17 protein-coding genes are annotated in these 15,988 nt (G+C 70.2%); 13 read left to right on the top strand and 4 right to left on the bottom strand.

Annotated features, from left to right (window positions below):
- The first annotated feature begins 61 nt into the window (after positions 1-61).
- The 7 genes from G4D85_RS28540 (at position 62) to G4D85_RS28510 (ending at position 4,490) form a co-directional block, all read left to right on the top strand.
- Entirely contained in the window at positions 62-895 is an 834-nt protein-coding gene (locus G4D85_RS28540) for a class II glutamine amidotransferase (RefSeq protein WP_164017176.1), read from the top strand.
- A 321-nt stretch (positions 896-1,216) separates the two neighbouring features.
- Positions 1,217-1,600 (top strand): ATP-binding protein, encoded by a 384-nt coding sequence (locus G4D85_RS28535; RefSeq protein WP_240359547.1) that lies wholly within the window; start codon positions 1,217-1,219, stop codon positions 1,598-1,600.
- On the top strand, positions 1,597-2,271 hold the full coding sequence (locus G4D85_RS28530; protein ID WP_164017175.1) for an ATP-binding protein: 675 nt from the start codon (positions 1,597-1,599) through the stop codon (positions 2,269-2,271). The genes G4D85_RS28535 and G4D85_RS28530 overlap by 4 nt, the downstream gene beginning before the upstream one ends.
- Entirely contained in the window at positions 2,268-2,837 is a 570-nt protein-coding gene (locus G4D85_RS28525) for a SpoIIE family protein phosphatase (protein ID WP_164017174.1), read from the top strand. Before G4D85_RS28530 ends, G4D85_RS28525 begins: the two co-directional genes overlap by 4 nt.
- The gene (locus G4D85_RS28520; protein WP_164017173.1) at positions 2,834-3,331 is read left to right on the top strand and encodes an STAS domain-containing protein; all 498 of its coding nucleotides are present in this window, start codon (positions 2,834-2,836) and stop codon (positions 3,329-3,331) included. Before G4D85_RS28525 ends, G4D85_RS28520 begins: the two co-directional genes overlap by 4 nt.
- A gap of 14 nt (positions 3,332-3,345) precedes the next feature.
- Complete coding sequence (locus G4D85_RS28515) at positions 3,346-4,032, top strand: STAS domain-containing protein (RefSeq protein WP_164017172.1); 687 nt, start codon at positions 3,346-3,348, stop codon at positions 4,030-4,032.
- 35 nt (positions 4,033-4,067) lie between these two features.
- A complete protein-coding gene (locus G4D85_RS28510; protein WP_164017171.1) occupies positions 4,068-4,490 on the top strand; it encodes an STAS/SEC14 domain-containing protein in 423 nt (140 codons plus the stop codon).
- Positions 4,491-4,543: 53 nt separating this feature from the next.
- Here G4D85_RS28510 and G4D85_RS28505 read toward each other — a convergent pair whose 3' ends face one another.
- Positions 4,544-6,025, bottom strand: coding sequence for a hypothetical protein (locus G4D85_RS28505; protein WP_164017170.1), 1,482 nt, complete (start codon positions 6,023-6,025; stop codon positions 4,544-4,546).
- Positions 6,026-6,218: 193 nt separating this feature from the next.
- On the opposite strand from G4D85_RS28505, the gene G4D85_RS28500 reads away from it, so the two are divergent.
- From G4D85_RS28500 to G4D85_RS28475, 6 genes are all read left to right on the top strand, one after another.
- Positions 6,219-7,370 carry a Re/Si-specific NAD(P)(+) transhydrogenase subunit alpha gene (locus tag G4D85_RS28500; RefSeq protein ID WP_338052915.1) on the top strand — a complete coding sequence of 384 codons (1,152 nt, stop codon included), beginning with the start codon at positions 6,219-6,221 and terminating at the stop codon, positions 7,368-7,370.
- Position 7,371: 1 nt separating this feature from the next.
- Positions 7,372-7,665, top strand: a complete 294-nt coding sequence (locus G4D85_RS28495) for an NAD(P) transhydrogenase subunit alpha part 2 (protein WP_164017168.1) — start codon at positions 7,372-7,374, stop codon at positions 7,663-7,665.
- Positions 7,662-9,077, top strand: a complete 1,416-nt coding sequence (locus G4D85_RS28490; protein ID WP_164017167.1) for an NAD(P)(+) transhydrogenase (Re/Si-specific) subunit beta — start codon at positions 7,662-7,664, stop codon at positions 9,075-9,077. Before G4D85_RS28495 ends, G4D85_RS28490 begins: the two co-directional genes overlap by 4 nt.
- A 9-nt stretch (positions 9,078-9,086) precedes the next feature.
- Positions 9,087-9,545 carry a GNAT family N-acetyltransferase gene (locus G4D85_RS28485; protein WP_164017166.1) on the top strand — a complete coding sequence of 153 codons (459 nt, stop codon included), beginning with the start codon at positions 9,087-9,089 and terminating at the stop codon, positions 9,543-9,545.
- A gap of 237 nt (positions 9,546-9,782) precedes the next feature.
- Positions 9,783-11,888 (top strand): AgmX/PglI C-terminal domain-containing protein, encoded by a 2,106-nt coding sequence (locus G4D85_RS28480; RefSeq protein ID WP_164017165.1) that lies wholly within the window; start codon positions 9,783-9,785, stop codon positions 11,886-11,888.
- 19 nt (positions 11,889-11,907) lie between these two features.
- The gene (locus G4D85_RS28475) at positions 11,908-12,237 is read left to right on the top strand and encodes a DUF1330 domain-containing protein (RefSeq protein WP_164017164.1); all 330 of its coding nucleotides are present in this window, start codon (positions 11,908-11,910) and stop codon (positions 12,235-12,237) included.
- A gap of 99 nt (positions 12,238-12,336) precedes the next feature.
- On the opposite strand, the gene G4D85_RS28470 is transcribed toward G4D85_RS28475, so the two are convergent.
- From G4D85_RS28470 to G4D85_RS28460, 3 genes are all read right to left on the bottom strand, one after another.
- Positions 12,337-14,451 carry a M4 family metallopeptidase gene (locus G4D85_RS28470; RefSeq protein WP_164017163.1) on the bottom strand — a complete coding sequence of 705 codons (2,115 nt, stop codon included), beginning with the start codon at positions 14,449-14,451 and terminating at the stop codon, positions 12,337-12,339.
- Between the two features lie 182 nt (positions 14,452-14,633).
- A complete protein-coding gene (gene mrtX, locus G4D85_RS28465; protein ID WP_164017162.1) occupies positions 14,634-15,359 on the bottom strand; it encodes a myxosortase MrtX in 726 nt (241 codons plus the stop codon).
- A complete protein-coding gene (locus G4D85_RS28460) occupies positions 15,356-15,973 on the bottom strand; it encodes an MXAN_2756 family trypsin-like serine endoprotease (protein ID WP_164017161.1) in 618 nt (205 codons plus the stop codon). The genes mrtX and G4D85_RS28460 overlap by 4 nt, the downstream gene beginning before the upstream one ends.
- Between the last annotated feature and the right edge of the window lie 15 nt (positions 15,974-15,988).

The raw sequence follows: 15,988 nt of genomic DNA, 5'->3' as shown, positions 1-15,988 counted from the left end.
CTGCTGGCTTGAGGGGGGAGGCCCACGTCATTATCTATCCCTGGGAAGGGGGTCTCCATCCATGTCCGTCGTCCTCGCCGCCCTGACGTCCGACCCGAACCTGCTCCGTTGCGAGCTCCACCGGCTCTCCAGCCAGGTGCTCTTGCAGGCAGAGCAGCGTTCCAACGCCGTGGGGGTGGGCGCGTATGCCCAGGACGAGGTGCTGCTGCGGCGCTTCGCCAGCGATGGCGAGCTCACGGTGGACTCGCTTGCCCCGCCCCACGAATCCGAAGCGCTGCTCTTCCACGCCGCCCGGCTGCCGCTGGGCCTGTCGCTGGAGGACAACACGCAGCCGTTCCGGGCGCGCCGCTGGCTGTTCGCGCACCAGGGGAGCGTGAAGGGCTTCGAGCAGCTGCGCGCGCCACTGCTGGAGTCCCTGCCGGACCACCTGCAGCGGCAGGTGCGGGGCGGCACCGACAGCGAGGTGCTCTTCGCCCTCTTCCTGCGCCAGTTGAGGGACGTGGGCCGTACGGATGATCCACGACTGGAGGCCCGCGTCGCCGGGCGCCTGCTGGCGGATACCGCGCGCGAGGTGGCGAAGGTCGCCACCGAGAAGGGCGTGACGCGCGCCTCCACGCTCAACCTGGTGGCCACCAATGGCTTCGTCCTGGCGGCGTGCCGCTTTGGCGAGGAGCCGCTCTTCTACACGCGGCTGGAGGGCTCGGCGGAGTGCGAGCTGTGTGGCGTGACGCCTGGTACCCCCGAGACACAGCCCGCGGTGGGCGCGCACCGGCGCCGACGCACGGTGGTGGTGGCCAGCCACCTGAAGCGTCCGTCGGGCTGGGTGGAGCTGCCTCAGGGCACCACGCTGGTGGTGGGGCAGGACCTTCAGGTGGCGCACCTCAACGGAGCGTGACGGGCGGGGAGCTTCGGCTCCCTCCGCGGGCCCCGTTGGCGGCGTGCCGGCACCGAGAGCAGGAAACCCAGGGCTTCCCGTGAGCATCCGGTGAAGCCGGGCTTCAGTGCGGCCAAACGGAGCAGTCTATCCGCTGCTTCCGTGAGAGGGAAGCAGGCTCCGGTGGGTGCAATGTGCACCACTTTACATATTCAACACAACGGTGCTCTGGTTATCGAAATATTCCAACAGGGATGAGTTTTGCCGGCCCCCTCCCTCAGCACATTTTCAGGACCTGAGACTCCTCTCAGCGTGGAGGTCCGCCTGAAATCAGACGCAGCCGTGGCCTCCGCGCTGGGGCGTCGCTTCGCGCGGCAGGTGGGGATGTCTGCCCCGGCCAGCGCGGAGGTGGCGGTGGTGGTGAGTGAGCTGGCCACCAACCTGGTGCGGCACGCCGGCGCGGGGGGAACCGTGGAGCTGTGGCGCGAGGCGGAGTGGCTCTTCATCCGCTCGCGAGATCGCGGTCCCGGCATGGCGGACCCCGAGCGGCTCTTCCTGGGCCGTGGCGAAGGCCGTCCCGGCCCGCTGCCGGGAGAGAGCCTGGGCGAGGGCGGGGCGGCGGTCATGCGGCTGACGGATGGGGTTCACGTGTCCAACCGCGAGGGAGGTGGCCTGGAAGTGGTCGCCCGCAAGCGGGTCGTCATCGAAAACAGGAGGCGCTGGTGAGCAGGGGCTCGATGTGCGCGGAGCTGTTGCGCGTTTTGCAGCAGTTCATGTCGGAAACGGCGGCGCGGCTCGTGCTCCGCGGGACGCTGGAGCCACTGCGGCTGTCGCTGGAGTCGGTGAATGCCTCGGAGCTGCCTCGCGTCATCGAGGCGCTGGAGCCCGCCACGCGGCACTTCGTCGACCCCGCCCGCCGGCCGCAGCTGGCCGCGCTGCTCCGCACGCTGACCGCGCCCCCGGGGCCCGCCGCTACCGCGTCGAAGCCGGCCATGGCCCCCGCGGAGGTGCGGGCCACCACCTATCTCGTGCGCACGGAGTCGGACGCCAGCCATGCGCGGCTCGCGGCGCGCTCGCTGTGCGAGACGCTGGGCGGGCGCGGCTACGAGTGCCAGAAGGTGGCCACGGCGGTGAGCGAGCTGGCGCGCAACCAGATTGCGTATGCCGGCGGGGGCACCATCCAGCTCGCCCCCGAGCAGACGCCGCGGCGGCTCCTGCGCGTGCGCGCGGAGGACCAGGGCCGTGGCATCCCCGACCTGGAGCGTGTGTTGTCCGGCACGTACCGCAGCAAGACGGGCATGGGCCTGGGGCTGCTGGGCGTGAAGCGGCTGGCGGACCGGTTCGACGTGCGCACCGGGCCCTCGGGCACCCAGGTGGACTTCGAGGTGTGGTTGTGAGGCTGGCTGTCGCCCACCAGTCCCGTCCCAAGCCAGGCGAGGTGGAGAACGGCGACGTGGCGCTGGTGCGGCAGGACGGGGCGCACACGCTGCTGGCCGTCGTGGACGCGCTGGGCCACGGCCCGGTGGCGGCGCGAGTGGCGGCGGACGCGGTCCGCTGCCTGGCGGACCTGCCGCTGAACGCGGGGGTGGAGCCGCTGCTGGAAGCGCTGCACGCGGCCCTGCGGCACGGACGGGGCGCGGCCATCATGGTGGGCCTGTTCGACGGGCAGACGCTGCGCTGCTGTGGCGTGGGCAACGTGGAGCTGCGCACGCGGGGCACCCGGGTGCCGGTGATTCCCACGCCCGGAATCGTGGGCCAGCCCATCCGCTCGCTGCGCACCGTCTCGGCGGTGATGGCGCCCGGAGACCGGCTCGTCTTCTTCAGTGACGGGCTGAGCTCCAGGCTGGACCTGGAGCAGGCCCAGAAGCTTCCGCCCCCCGAGGCCTGCGCGCTGCTATTGGAGCGCTACGCCCGCCCGACAGACGACGCTACCGTGATGGTGGCGGACGTGGAGATTGCATGAGCCAGTTCGTTCCGCAGGTGGCCCCCCGTCCCGAGCGCGACACCGCGCGCATTCCCATCATCCCCCTGTGGGGGAACCTCATCGTCCCCCTCCAGGGCGACATCACCGACGCCCAGGCCGCGCAGCTGTGCTCGGACGTGCTGCGCGACATCCAGCGCACCGGCGCGCGCGGCATGGTGGTGGACATCTCCGGCCTCTGGCTGGTGGACAGCCACCTGTGCGCGGTGCTCGCGCGGCTGGCCGCCTCGGCCCGGCTGATGGGCACCCGCACCGTGCTCTGCGGCATGGGCGCGGACGTGGCCCTCACCCTGCAGAGCATGGGCATCCAGCTCGAGGGCGTGGAGACGGCGCTGGGCCTGGAGGAGGGCCTGCTGCTGCTCGGCGTCCAGGTGCTGGGCGGGCGCAACGCCTCCGCCGAGCGAGAGGCCTCCCTGAAGCTGGCTGACGAGATGCTCGGCCTGTCCCCCTCCGCCCCCCCGAAGTCCGCCGCCTGAGGAACCCCCACCCCATGAGCGCCCAGTCCAAGCCGCAAGCCCAGCTGTCCATCGACCCCGCGCGCATCGGCCGCATCATCGACGTGCTGTCGATGATCTCCGTGGGTGAGTACTCCGCCGAGCGGACCACCATCCCCATCGACGACATCGACGAGCTCGCCTCGCTGGAGGAGACGCTCAACGTCTTCGTGCGCGAGCTGGCCACCACGCGCCGCGAGCACGAGGCGGCGGTGACCCGCCTGGCGACGAGCCACCGGGAGATGGAGGAGAAGCTCTCCACCATCGAACGGCAGCGCGAGGCCATCCGGGATTTGTCCACGCCCATCATCGAGCTGTGGGACGACATCCTCACCCTGCCCATCGTCGGCGTGGTGGACACGCAGCGCTCGGTGGAGATGACCGAGCGGCTCCTGCATCGCATCGTCCAGGGGAAGGCCCGCTGCGTCATCATCGACATCACCGGCGTGGAGGTGGTGGACACGATGACGGCCAACCACTTCATCAAGATGGTGAACGCGGCGCGGCTGCTGGGAGCGTACTGCGTGGTGACGGGCATCAGCCCGCTGATTGCCCAGACGCTGGTCCAGATTGGCGTGGACCTGCGCGAGGTGAAGACGCTCGGCAGTCTGAAGGAAGGCCTGCGGGAGTGCTTCCTCTACCTGCGCCAGCACGCGGGCACGACGCCGACTCAGCAGCGCTGAACCACCCCCGAACCCGGACGACAAGGAGCAGCACCATGGGAGCAGTGTGGACGTTGGGCCCGCATAAGATGTGGTTCGAGGAGCCGGACACGGTGCGCATGGTCACCGTCGGCGTGTACGACATGAAGCTGATGGAGGAGTCGAACGCGCTCGTGCGGGAACTCAAGCTTCGCTACCCTACGATCTACATCATCACGGACTCGCGGCAGGGCAGCGGGATGTCGGCGGACGTCCGCAAGGCCCTGGGTGAGAACCCGGACCTGCTGCCCTACGCCGGCTCGGTGATGTTCGGCACCAGCTTCGCCATGCGGACCATGGTCAACATGATGATTCGGGCGCAGGAGCTGCTGGGGGTCAAGGGAAGCATCCCCTTCGCCATGGTGGCCACCGAGGAGGAGGCGAAGGCCTGGGTCGCCGCACAGCGCGAAGCGGCTCGCGCGGCGAAGCAGGCTTCCTGAGCGCTCCCCGGTGGGGCCCGAGCCCCTCGTGAGAGGGGCGGGCCCGCCGACCGCTATTGCCGGTCGGCGCGAATCATGTTGGCGATGTCGTGCATGATGTCCTTCTGGCTCATGCCCTTGTCAGCGCGCTCCTGGGCCGCCTTGCGGTACTTCTCCAGCTCGGCGCCGGTCGTGGGACGCGAGTCGTTCATGTAGACGCGCTTGAAGGCCTGGTCGATGGCCGAGTCCACGTTCACCGTCGAGTTGGACCCGCCGCCGCCGGTGGCCTTGTCCGCGCGGATCATGTTCGCGATGTCGTGCATGATGTCCTTCTGACTCATGCCCTTGTCGGCGCGCTCCTGGGCCGCCTTGCGGTACTTCTCCAGCTCGGCGCCGGTCGTGGGGCGCGAGTCGTTCAGGTAGACGCGCTTGAAGGCCTGGTCGATGGCCGAGTCCACGTTGACGTTCGGGTTCGTCCCGCCGCCGGGGCTGGTGGTACCGCCGGCCTTGTCGGCGCGGATCATGTTGGCGATGTCGTGCATGATGTCCTTCTGACTCATGCCCTTGTCGGCGCGCTCCTGGGCCGCCTTGCGGTACTTCTCCAGCTCGGCGCCGGTCGTGGGGCGCGAGTCGTTCAGGTAGACGCGCTTGAAGGCCTGGTCGATGGCCGAGTCCACGTTGACGTTCGGGTTCGTCCCGCCGCCGGGGCTGGTGGTACCGCCGGCCTTGTCGGCGCGGATCATGTTGGCGATGTCGTGCATGATGTCCTTCTGACTCATGCCCTTGTCGGCGCGCTCCTGGGCCGCCTTGCGGTACTTCTCCAGCTCGGCGCCGGTCGTGGGGCGCGAGTCGTTCAGGTAGACGCGCTTGAAGGCCTGGTCGATGGCCGAGTCCACGTTGACGTTCGGGTTCGTCCCGCCGCCGGGGCTGGTGGTACCGCCGGCCTTGTCCGCGCGGATCATGTTGGCGATGTCGTGCATGATGTCCTTCTGACTCATGCCCTTGTCAGCGCGCTCCTGGGCCGCCTTGCGGTACTTCTCCAGCTCGGCGCCAGTCGTGGGGCGCGAGTCGTTCATGTAGACGCGCTTGAAGGCCTGGTCGATGGCCGAGTCCACGTTGACGTTCGGGTTCGCCCCGCCGGGAGTGCTGGTGCCGCCCGCCTTGTCGGCGCGGATCATGTTGGCGATGTCATGCATGATGTCCTTGGGACTCATGCCCTTGTCGGCGCGCTCCTGGGCCGCCTTGCGGTACTTCTCGAACTCGGCGCCGGACGTCGGGCGCGAGTCGTTCACGTAGACGCGCTTGAAGGCCTGGTCGATGGCGTTGTCCACCATCGACAGCTGCGGGTTGGCGGTCTTCTGCGCCGCGGCCGGCGTGAAGGTAGACGTCTCCCGGGCATTGGCCGTCGTCTGGGGTTGGGCCCCCACGAGGTCCTTCACGGACTGCAGGAGTGCCAGGTCCGCCGCCCAAGCTTGTTGCGTCGTCTGGGTATCCTGCGTGGCCGCCGTCTTCACCGTGGACGTGGCAATGAGCTTGGGACCGACCTTCGTGGACATGAACACTCCCCGGGCGTTCAACTTCTCGGAATTCTCTGATTATGGGGCAGGGGGCCGCAAAGTTGCGTGAGTGCTCCCTCAATGTGAGTGACGCGGCGCAACATGTGGGAACCCCCTAGGACTGAAGGGAGGGGGAGAAGGCTGGGGCAGTACACTCCGGGTGGTGGGAGCTTGTCACCCGGCGTGTTCGCCTATGCTCCCAGACATGATCATCGCCATCCCCCGTGAAACGGTGCCGGGCGAAAGGCGGATCGCGCTCGTGGCGGAGAGCGTGAAACGCCTCGTCGGCAGGAAGCACGAAGTGGTGGTCGAAAGCGGTGCGGGCCTGGGCGCGGAGTGCTCCGACGAGGAGCTGCGCGCGGCCGGGGCCCGCCTCGAGCCGAGCGCCGCCGCCGTCTACGCCGCCGCCGACGTGGTGCTCAAGGTGCAGCCGCCGGGGCCGGAGGAGCTGGCGCTGCTGAAGGCCGGCTCGGTGCTGGTGAGCCTCGCGTACCCCATGTCCAACCCGAAGCTGGCGCGGGAGCTCGCCCAGCGGCAGGTGACGCTGCTGGCCATGGACATGGTGCCGCGCACCACGCTGGCGCAGATGATGGACGTGCTCAGCTCTCAGGCGACGATTGCCGGCTACCGCGCGGTGCTGCTCGCGGCGGAGGCCATGCCGAAGCTGTTCCCCATGCTGATGACGGCGGCCGGCACCATTCCTCCGGCCAAGGTGCTGGTGCTGGGGGCGGGCGTGGCCGGGCTGCAAGCCATCGCCACGGCGCGCCGCCTGGGCGCGGTGGTGGAGGCGTACGACGTCCGCAAGGTGGTGAAGGAGCAGGTGGAGAGCCTGGGCGCCCGCTTCGTCAACATCGACATCGAGGACGCCGCGGGCTCCGGCGGCTACGCGAAGGAGCTGAGCGAGGAGGCGAAGAAGAAGCAGGCGGAGGCGCTCGCGGTGCACGTGGCGAAGTCGGACGCCGTCATCACCACCGCGCTCGTGCCCGGCCGTCGCGCTCCGGTGCTGCTGCCGGCGGACATGGTGCGGCGCATGAAGAGCGGCTCGGTGGTGGTGGACATCGCGGCGGAGCAGGGCGGCAACTGCGAGCTGACCCGCCCCGGCGAGCGCTACCGCACGGAGAACGGTGTCACCGTCATCGGCGAGCGCAACCTGCCCAGCCAGCTCGCGGTGCACGCCAGCGCGATGTTCTCGCGCAACCTGGAGAAGCTGCTCGCGCACGTCACCGACAAGGACGGGGCGCTGAAGCTCGACACCGCGGATGAAATCGTGAGGGGCATGCTCATCACCCGCGGCGGCGAAATCGTCCACCCGGCGGTGGCGGACGTGGCCATGAGGGAGCCGTGACATGTCACTGACGCTGATCTTCGGCCTGTACGTGTTCTTCCTGGCCGCCTTCACCGGCTACCAGGTCATCTCCAAGGTGCCGCACCTGCTGCACACGCCGCTGATGGCCTTCACCAACGCCATCTCCGGCATCTCCCTGGTGGGCTCGCTGCTGGCGGCGGGCGGGCACTACGGGACGCTGTCGACGGTGCTCGGCGGGGTGGCGGTGCTCGCCGCCACCATCAACGTGGTGGGTGGCTTCCTCATCACCGACCGCATGCTCCGTATGTTCAAGAAGAAGGGAGGCACGCGGTGACGCTCTCCACGACAGAGACGTTCGTCCAACTGCTGTACCTGGCGGCCTCCATCCTCTTCGTCCTGGGCCTGAAGGACCTGGGCGACGCCCAGACGGCGCGCAGGGGCGTGCTGCTCGCGGAGGTCGGCATGGTGGCCGCCGTCGCCGGCACGCTGCTGTACGGCGTGGCGGTGTCCGGCGTCATCGTGCGCTGGGAGTGGATCATCCTGGCCATCGTCATCGGCTCCGCCGTGGGCACGGGCATGGGCCTGTGGATTCCGATGACGAAGATGCCCGAGCGCATCGCCCTGTCGCATGCCTTCGGCGGCCTCGCGGTGGGCCTGGTGGGCGTCGTCGAGTACCTGGAGCACGGCGGCCCGAACATGAGCACGCTCCAGGTCACCGCCACCGGCCTGGAGGTGGCGCTCGGCGCGCTCACCTTCACCGGAAGCCTCATGGCCTTCGGCAAGCTGCAGGGCTTCATCACCGGCAAGCCCGTCACCTACCCGGGGCAGAACGCCTCCAACGTGCTGATGATTGCCGGCACGCTGGGGCTGATTGCGCTGCTCGTCTACATGCCGGACGCGTCCTGGGCCTTCTACGCCGTGGCGGTGCTGGGCGTGCTGCTGGGCGTGCTGCTGGTGCTGCCCATCGGTGGCGCGGACATGCCGGTGGTCATCTGCCTCCTCAACTCGTACGCGGGCCTCGCGGCGGCGGCCACGGGCTTCGCGCTGGGCAACAACGTCCTCATCATCTGTGGCGCGCTGGACGGCTTCTCCGGCTTCCTGCTGGGCATGATGATGTCCAAGGCGATGAACCGCTCCTTCGCCAACGTGCTCTTCGGCGCCTTCGGCGCGGCGCCGGAGACGAAGGCGGTGGCGGGGGGCGCGACGCCCTCCGGGCCCGCGCCCAACGTGGGCTCGGTGGAGGAGGCGGCCGAGGTGCTCCGCGCGGCGCGCTCCGTCATCGTGGTCCCCGGCTACGGCATGGCCGTGTCCCAGGCACAGCACGCGGTGCGGGACCTGGCCAACGCGCTCCAGGCCAACGGCTGTGACGTTCGCTATGCCATCCACCCGGTGGCGGGCCGCATGCCCGGCCACATGAACGTGCTGCTCGCCGAGGCGAACGTCCCCTACGACCACCTCTTCGACCTGGAAGTCATCAACGATGACTTCACCGCCACGGACGTGGCGCTGGTGGTGGGCGCGAACGACGTGGTCAACCCCGCCGCGCGCAGCAACCAGAGCAGCCCCATCTACGGCATGCCCATCCTGTCGGCGGACATGGCGAAGACCTGCCTCGTGCTCAAGCGCTCGCTCAACACCGGCTTCGCGGGCATCGAGAACGAGCTGTTCGTGCGCTCCAACACGATGATGGTCCTGGGTGACGCGAAGAAGACGATTACCCAGTTCACCGCCGCGCTGAAGGAGTAGCCGTCCGCGATGATTCGTGAAGCCGTGCCGGAGGATGCGCCGCTGCTCGCACTCCTGCTGCGAGAGGCCTTCGAGGAGTACCGGGGGCGGCTCGACCCGCCCTCCAGCGCCCACGGCAAGACGGTGGAGGTCGTCCTGCGCGAGCTGCGGGACGGGGGCGCCTTCATCGCCGAGTCCCCCTCCGGCGCGGAGGGGTGCGTCTTCTTCCATCCCAAGTCGGACCATCTGTACCTGGACCGGCTGGCCGTGCTGCCTCCCTTCCGGGGCCGGGGTGTCGCCCGGGCGCTGGTGGAGGCGGTGGAGTCCCGGGCGCGTGCGCTGGGCCCCATGCCCGTGCGGCTCAACGTGCGGCTCGCGCTCCAGGACCATCAGGACTGGTACGCCCGCCTGGGCTACACGTTCCTCGCCCACGGCACCCACGCGGGCTACCCCTCGCCCACCTTCGTGGTGCTCCAGAAGCGGCTCTGACGCGGAGGTGGCGCGCTGGAGGTCCGACACCGCGGCTGTGCGCAAGCACCGCACAGGGGCGTGCTCGCGCCCGGATGGGGACGGACATTTCCGCTGGGCCGCTGTTTCGAGTGCGCTCCATGTCCACCTCCGCGCCTACACTCTCCGTTGACGAATCCGCGCGCGGGCATTCCATTGGGGGGAGGTCAGAAGGTGGTCGGGCGGGTCGTCAATCGGGCTCTGGCAAGGAGCGGGTGCATGGTCGGTAACTCAGGGGACGGCGGTAGCGACCTGGGCAGTGCCCAGGGAGGTCTTCCAGGGGAACCGGAGGGAAGCTCCACGCCCGTGCTGGGCGGTGTGTCCGACGCGGAGCTGGACGCCTTCGTCAGCAAGCTGCGCACGGACAAGAACCGCATCGCAGCGCCCGCCACGCAGTCGCGCTCCCGCGGAGAGATGCTGGGCGAGCGCCTGCACCGGGGCCGTCCGCTCGTGTCCTCCGTGCAGGAAGCGGCGGTGAGCCACGACTGGTATGTCGCGCTGGGCGCGAAGCCCTCGGGACCGCACGACCTCACGGCGCTGAAGGGCTTCTGTGAGCGAGGCGAGCTGGGACCGGACTCGCTGTGCTGGCGCGACGGGTTCAGCGCGTGGCTGCCGCTGTGCCAGGTGCCGGAGCTGGCCGAGGCGCTCGTCCCGCTGCCGCGGGAGCGCGTGCCGACGGCGGACGAGGTGCCCGTGGGCGGCGGCGCTCCGGACTTCGAGCCGAAGGGCGCCGAGGCCCTGCGGTCCCTGTCCGCCGAGCCGGTGACGGCGAGCCTCGATGCGGCGGGCGCCCTGGGGACGTCCACGGTCGTAGCGACGCAGGGTCCGGTGGAGGGCCTCGCGGCGGCGCGGAGCGGCTCCGTGGACCCCGCGTGGACGCAGGCTTCCACGGCGATGCACGAGCAGGGGGCGGGCTCCCTCCAGGGAGGTACTCCGGTGGGCGGTGTGGGGACGCACGCGCCCGCGAACATGAGCGAGTCGGGAGCAGGCCTGCTCTCGGTGGGTGGCGCTTCCGTGGACCCCGCGGGGACGCACGCGGTGCTGGGCGCTGCGCCCGCGAACCGGGGAGAAACGCGGTGGCGTCGCGCGGTGGGGCTCGCGCTGCTGGGTGGCGCCACGGGCGGTGTGACGGTGGCCGTGCTCCTCGGCCTGCTGGGGAACGGCCAGGGGAGTGTGCTCTTCGGCCGACTGCGCGGCGGTGATGCCGTGAACGCCGCGGCTTCCGCGTCCGCAACGCCGGGCGGTGCCGGAGGTTCCACTCCTTCCGCGTCCGCAACGCCGGGCAGTGCCGGTGGCGCTGCTCCTTCCGTATCCGCAACGCCGGGCAGTGTCGGAGCCGCTGCGGCTTCCGCCGCAACCCTTCCGGGGAACGGTGTGCCTGTCTCGGCCTCCGCCGACTCGGCGCCTGGGACGGTGGGCACCGCGGCTTCCGCCGCGACCGTTACAGGGAACGGTGTGCCGGGCTCGGCCTCCGCCGGCTTGGCGCCTGGGGCGGTAGGCACTGGCGCGGGCCAGGAGGTTCCTGGCAATGCGATGGCTGCCCCCGGCACGGGCTCGACGGTGGGGACGGTGAAGGGCGCCACCGCCGCCTCCGGTGCTGTCGCGGGTGCTCCGGCCGGAGCCGCCGGCAGCGGTGCCGTCGCGGGCTCCTCGCTCGCGCCCCTTGGCAATGTCGGACTCGAGCGAGGTGGCAGCGTGCCCCTGCTGGCGACCACGGGTGGGAAGGCGGTGACGACTCCCAGCGCCCCGGCCGCGTCGCTGGCCTCCTCGCTGACGACGGCGAGCCCTCCTGTGCGTGCACCTGTCGCCCGGCCGAGCGCGCCCGCCGCCGCGCTCGCGCTGGAGAGTCGCCCGGCAGGTCCTCCGCCCGTGGACGACGCGTCGCCGGACGCGGAGCAGGTGGAAGCCGTCCCCGCCGCCAAGGAGTCGCCCGCGTCGGAACTGGGCCCCGACGAGGCCTTCGAGCGTGAGCTGTCGGAGCCGCCTGCCAAGGACGTGCAGGAGCGCACCGTCTATGTGCCTCCGGACCCGGCGAAGCCGGCCGCGTCGCTCGCCCAGTCCGACATCTTCGAGGTGGTGCTCGCCAACAAGGGCGACATCAACGCGTGCGCCGCGGCACAGCAGCCGCAGACTCCAAGCTCGGGAGGCCGCGTCGTCGTGCGCTGGAGCATCCTCCCCAGCGGTAAGGTCGGCGAGGTCGTCACCGAGACCGCCTCGCTCCAGGGCACGCCCATCGCCCGCTGCATCGAGGGCAAGGTCCGCGCCTGGACCTTCCCGAAGCACGAGGAGCAGGGTGGTCCCGTCCGCTTCCCGTTCGTCTTCTGAGTCGACTCAAGGAGCGTGGATGCCTGCGTACGTGCTGGTCCAGATCTCGGTGCATGATGCGCAGACGTACGAGCGATACAAGCAGCTCGCGCCGCCCGCCATCGCCCGGTACGGCGGGCGCTACCTCGTGCGCGGAGGCGCGACGCAGACGCTCGAGGGCACCTGGGAGCCGCCGCGCTTCGTCCTGCTGGAGTTCCCCAGCGTGGAGCAGGCCCGTGCCTGGTGGGCCTCGCCGGAGTACGCCGCGGCCAAGGCGCTCCGCCATGCCAGCGCCCACTCGGAGATGCTCCTCGTGGAGGGGCTGCCAGCAGGGCTGCTCGACGCGGGCGTTCCGCCCAAGACGTCCTGAGCTGTCACGCCGGCGCGACGTACTGCCCGCCGCGCCGACGTGTGGCGCTCCGGCCCCGGAGTCATGCTTCCCCGGGGCCGTCGCGCCTGGAGCCGCTGGCTAGCTCACGCCCACGGCGGACCAGCTCTCCTTCACCTTCTGGACCTCCGGCGAGTTCGCGCCGTGCAGGTCGGTCGCCGCCTTGACGCAGGCCTCGCGGGCCTGGGCGAAGGTGGTGTTGGGCGTCATGTAGTGGGCGAGGGCGCGGTAGTAGATCTTCAGGCCCTTCTCCATCCCGATGCCGTCCTTCACTTCCTGGCCGGAGGTGCGGTTCGTGCCGCCATTCACCATCAGGAAGAAGGCGTTGTTGGCGATGCCGCTGGAGCCGTGCACCTCCTTCATCTGCGGGTAGTTCTTGTAGTTGTCGATGGAGTACCCGTCCTTGGTCGGGTCATTCATGTAGCGCAGGCCGTCCTCGGTGTTGGTGCCGGGAGTCCACGCCGTCTCGCCCACCGTCCAGTTGAACTTCACGTCCGGGTTCTTCTGCGCCGCGTACCACTCCACGCCCGCGCCGAAGATGTCGCTCATGGCCTCGTTGAGGCCGCCGGACTCGTTGCGGTAGATGAGGCCGGCGGTGCGCTCGGTGAGGCCGTGCGCAATCTCGTGGCCGGCGATGTCCAGCGCGGTGAGCGGGCCGGCCGTCTTGCCGTCGCCGTCGCCGTAGCTCATCTTCTCGCCGTCCCAGAACGCGTTGACCAGGTTGTTGCTGACGTGCACGTACGAGACGAGCTTCTCGCCCGCGCCGTCGAGCGAGTCGCGGCCGAGGACGTTCTTGAGCATGTCGTACGTCATCGCGGCACCGTAGTGCGCGTCCACCGCGGCCTTGGTGCGCGCGTTGTCGCCCGCCTCGCCCCAGACGTCGTTGGCGTCCTTGAAGTCCACCTGGCCGGTGGCCTCTTCCTTGTTCTGTCCGTCGAACGTCACCACGCCCTTGCCGCGCGTGGAGTCCTGGAGGCTGAAGGTGCCGTCCGCGTTCTTCTTCGTCGCCAGGTCCACCTTGCCGCTGTAGAGCGAGGTGTCGTCCGCCTTGCCCGTGGGAGTCGGCGTCGGACCCGGCGTCGGGGCCGGCTTGCCGGTGGCCTTCAGGCTCCAGCTGTTGAGCACGCCCGTGTCGCCGCGCGCCTTGTCGCTCACGGTCAGGGTCCACTCGCCCTTGGCCTGCTCGCCCGCGAAGGCGCTCAGGTCGAAGCTGCCCTTCAGGTCGTCCGCGCTGCCGCCGGTGCGGTTGTGCACCACGGCGCTCTTGCCGGAGGGGCTGGTGAGGGTGACGGTCAGGTCGCCGCGGTACGAGTGCTTCACGTCCAGGTCCAGCTTCAGCTTGTCGACGGTGACGTCCTGGTCCAGCTTCAGCTTCGAGGTGACGGTGCCCAGGTCGCCGATGGTCGCCTTGGGGGTGGCGGTGCCCGTGACTTCGGTGGCCGCGGCGGCGGCGCCCTTCGTGCCCTTCTGCGGCACCACGAAGCCGTCAATCTCGTTGAAGCTCTCGAAGACCTTCCCGGTGTTGGCGTCCACCAGGTAGTTCATCTTGCGCGGGTGCTCCTGGCCTTCAATCCCGGCCATCTCCACGCGGTAGGCGGAGTGGTACTTGCCGGCGGAGTCCTGGTAGATGACGCGCTCCGCGCTGGGCTGCTTGTCCGGCTTCGCGCCGAACTCCTTGCGAGCCACGTCGATGGCCTGCGAGGGCGACAGCTTGGGCTTCGCGCTGCCCAGTCCGGCGGGGATGGTGGACTGCTCCCCGGTGACGTCCTTCACCTTCCCCTCCTTGTCCAGGTGGGTGATGACCTGCTCGCCGAAGACCTTCACGCCCTCGTGCACGCGGTCCATGCGCACGTGCGTCATGCCCAGCTCATCCCGCTCCACGTTGCGCGGGACGAAGGCCGGGGCCTGCGCCACAAGGGACTTGGACTCGGTCTCCGGGGCGAGGTGCGCGAGCGAGGTCTGGATGGCGCTCTGCGCGTCCTTGCTGTCGATGGGAAGGCGGCCCGGGAGGGGGACCGGCTTCAGCGTCTGCTCCGCGCGGGCCAGCTCGCTGCGGCGCGGGGCGGGGCTTCCGAATCCATCCTGGACGACGCGCGGACCGGCGGGCGTCCCGGGCTTCACCGTGTTCTTGGCCTGCGTCTCGGTGGTGGGGCGGAGGGAGACCGGCTTCGGGCCATCAGTACGTCGGATGCTCATGGTGGGGGGGCCTCGCTGCTAGGGGGTACGATATTGTCGGTCCAACGTCGCCAAAGTTGCCGCTGTGCGTTGAATTATTTAGCGGCCCCCTCTGAGCGACGTTCTTCCAGCGTACCCCGCGGTGTCCCCGGGACGGAAATCCCCCCGGAATTGGGGACGGGGATGGCGCCCCCCAATCCGCCTCACGGCCCTCCGAAGAAGGACACTTCCAGGAAGCGCACGTAGAGGTTGCACGCGGCGTGAAAGAGGGCCGCACCGAGGATGGTGCCGGTGCGCTCGCGCATCCACCCGAAGAGGAGCGCGGGGAAGAACACCGACAGGCGCCACACCTGGAAGATGGCCAGGTGCCCCAGCGCGAACAGCAGCGCCGTCACCCAGAAGGCGCGCCCCAGCCTGCCGCCCAGCACCCGGCGCCCCTGGGGCCACGCGTCCCTCAGCCGGGCCTGGAGGTAGCCCCGGTAGAAGAACTCCTCCGGGAGCGCGACGACGAAGAGCTGGTCGACCATCCACTCGGCGAAGCGCGGGGGAAGCCGGGGCCGGAAGTGGGCCTCGCCCACCATGGGCGTCAGGTGGCGCGCCAGCGAGTGGGGCAGGTGGGGCAGCACCTCCGCGAAGCCGGCGAAGGCGAGGAAGAACAGCGGCCCGAAAATCGCCGACAGCACCAGGAACAGGCGCACGTCCTCGCGCCACGCGCGCAGCGTCAGCCCGTAGTCGCGGTAGTCCTCGTCCCGCCAGCGCATGGCGATGAGCGGCAGGTAGAGGAAGCCCACGGTGGCCACCAGCTTGGGGATGCTGGTGCCGCCGAAGAGCAGGAAGGCGGCGATGATGCCCAGGAAGCCCACCGCCCACAGGCCCACTGCTTCCTGCACGGCGCTCGGGCGCCAGGGCGTCGCCAGGGCCTGACTCATGGCGTGTCCGCCGCCGCGAGCTGCACCTTCACCGCCCCCAGCGGCAGCACCCGGCAGCCGCGCTTGTGCCGCTGCACCACCACCGCCACCAGCCGCCCGTCCGCGTCGAACACCGGGCTGCCCGGCGGCAGCGCCAGGGGCACGTCGTAGAAGGGCTCCGGCGCGTTGCCACTGGCCTGCGCCGACACGGGCCTCGCGGGCTGCCCCTTCGTCCCGGGCACCACGCCCACCACCCACCGCCCCGCGAGGCTGTCGCCTTCCTTCAGCAGGCGCACCGGGACGGCGGGGTAGGTGCCATCCGGCGCGGCGACGAGGGCCACCTTGAGCGCCGCGTTGGCCAGCACCACCCGCGCGGGCAGGGACTTGCCGTCGTGCTCCACCGTGGCGGCGTTCAGCCCGACGAACTCCTCGCCCACCGACTCCACCGACGTGAGCACCTGCCCGGCGGCGCCGACGATGACACCGGGCCCCGTCTGCCTGGGCCCGCGCACCCGCACCACCGAGCGCGCGTGCAGCTCCATCACCCGCTGCAGGTCGGCACGCGAGGGACGCTCCTCTCCCGCGAAGGAGGGAAGGGCGAGCAGACAGAGGAGGAGCGGCAACAGGCGGGACATCGGCGCGCGCCGCAG

This window comes from Pyxidicoccus trucidator, assembly GCF_010894435.1.
Lineage (GTDB): Bacteria > Myxococcota > Myxococcia > Myxococcales > Myxococcaceae > Myxococcus > Myxococcus trucidator.
Note: the sequence above shows the minus strand (reverse complement) of the source record. Positions and strands in the feature narration are given on the sequence as shown.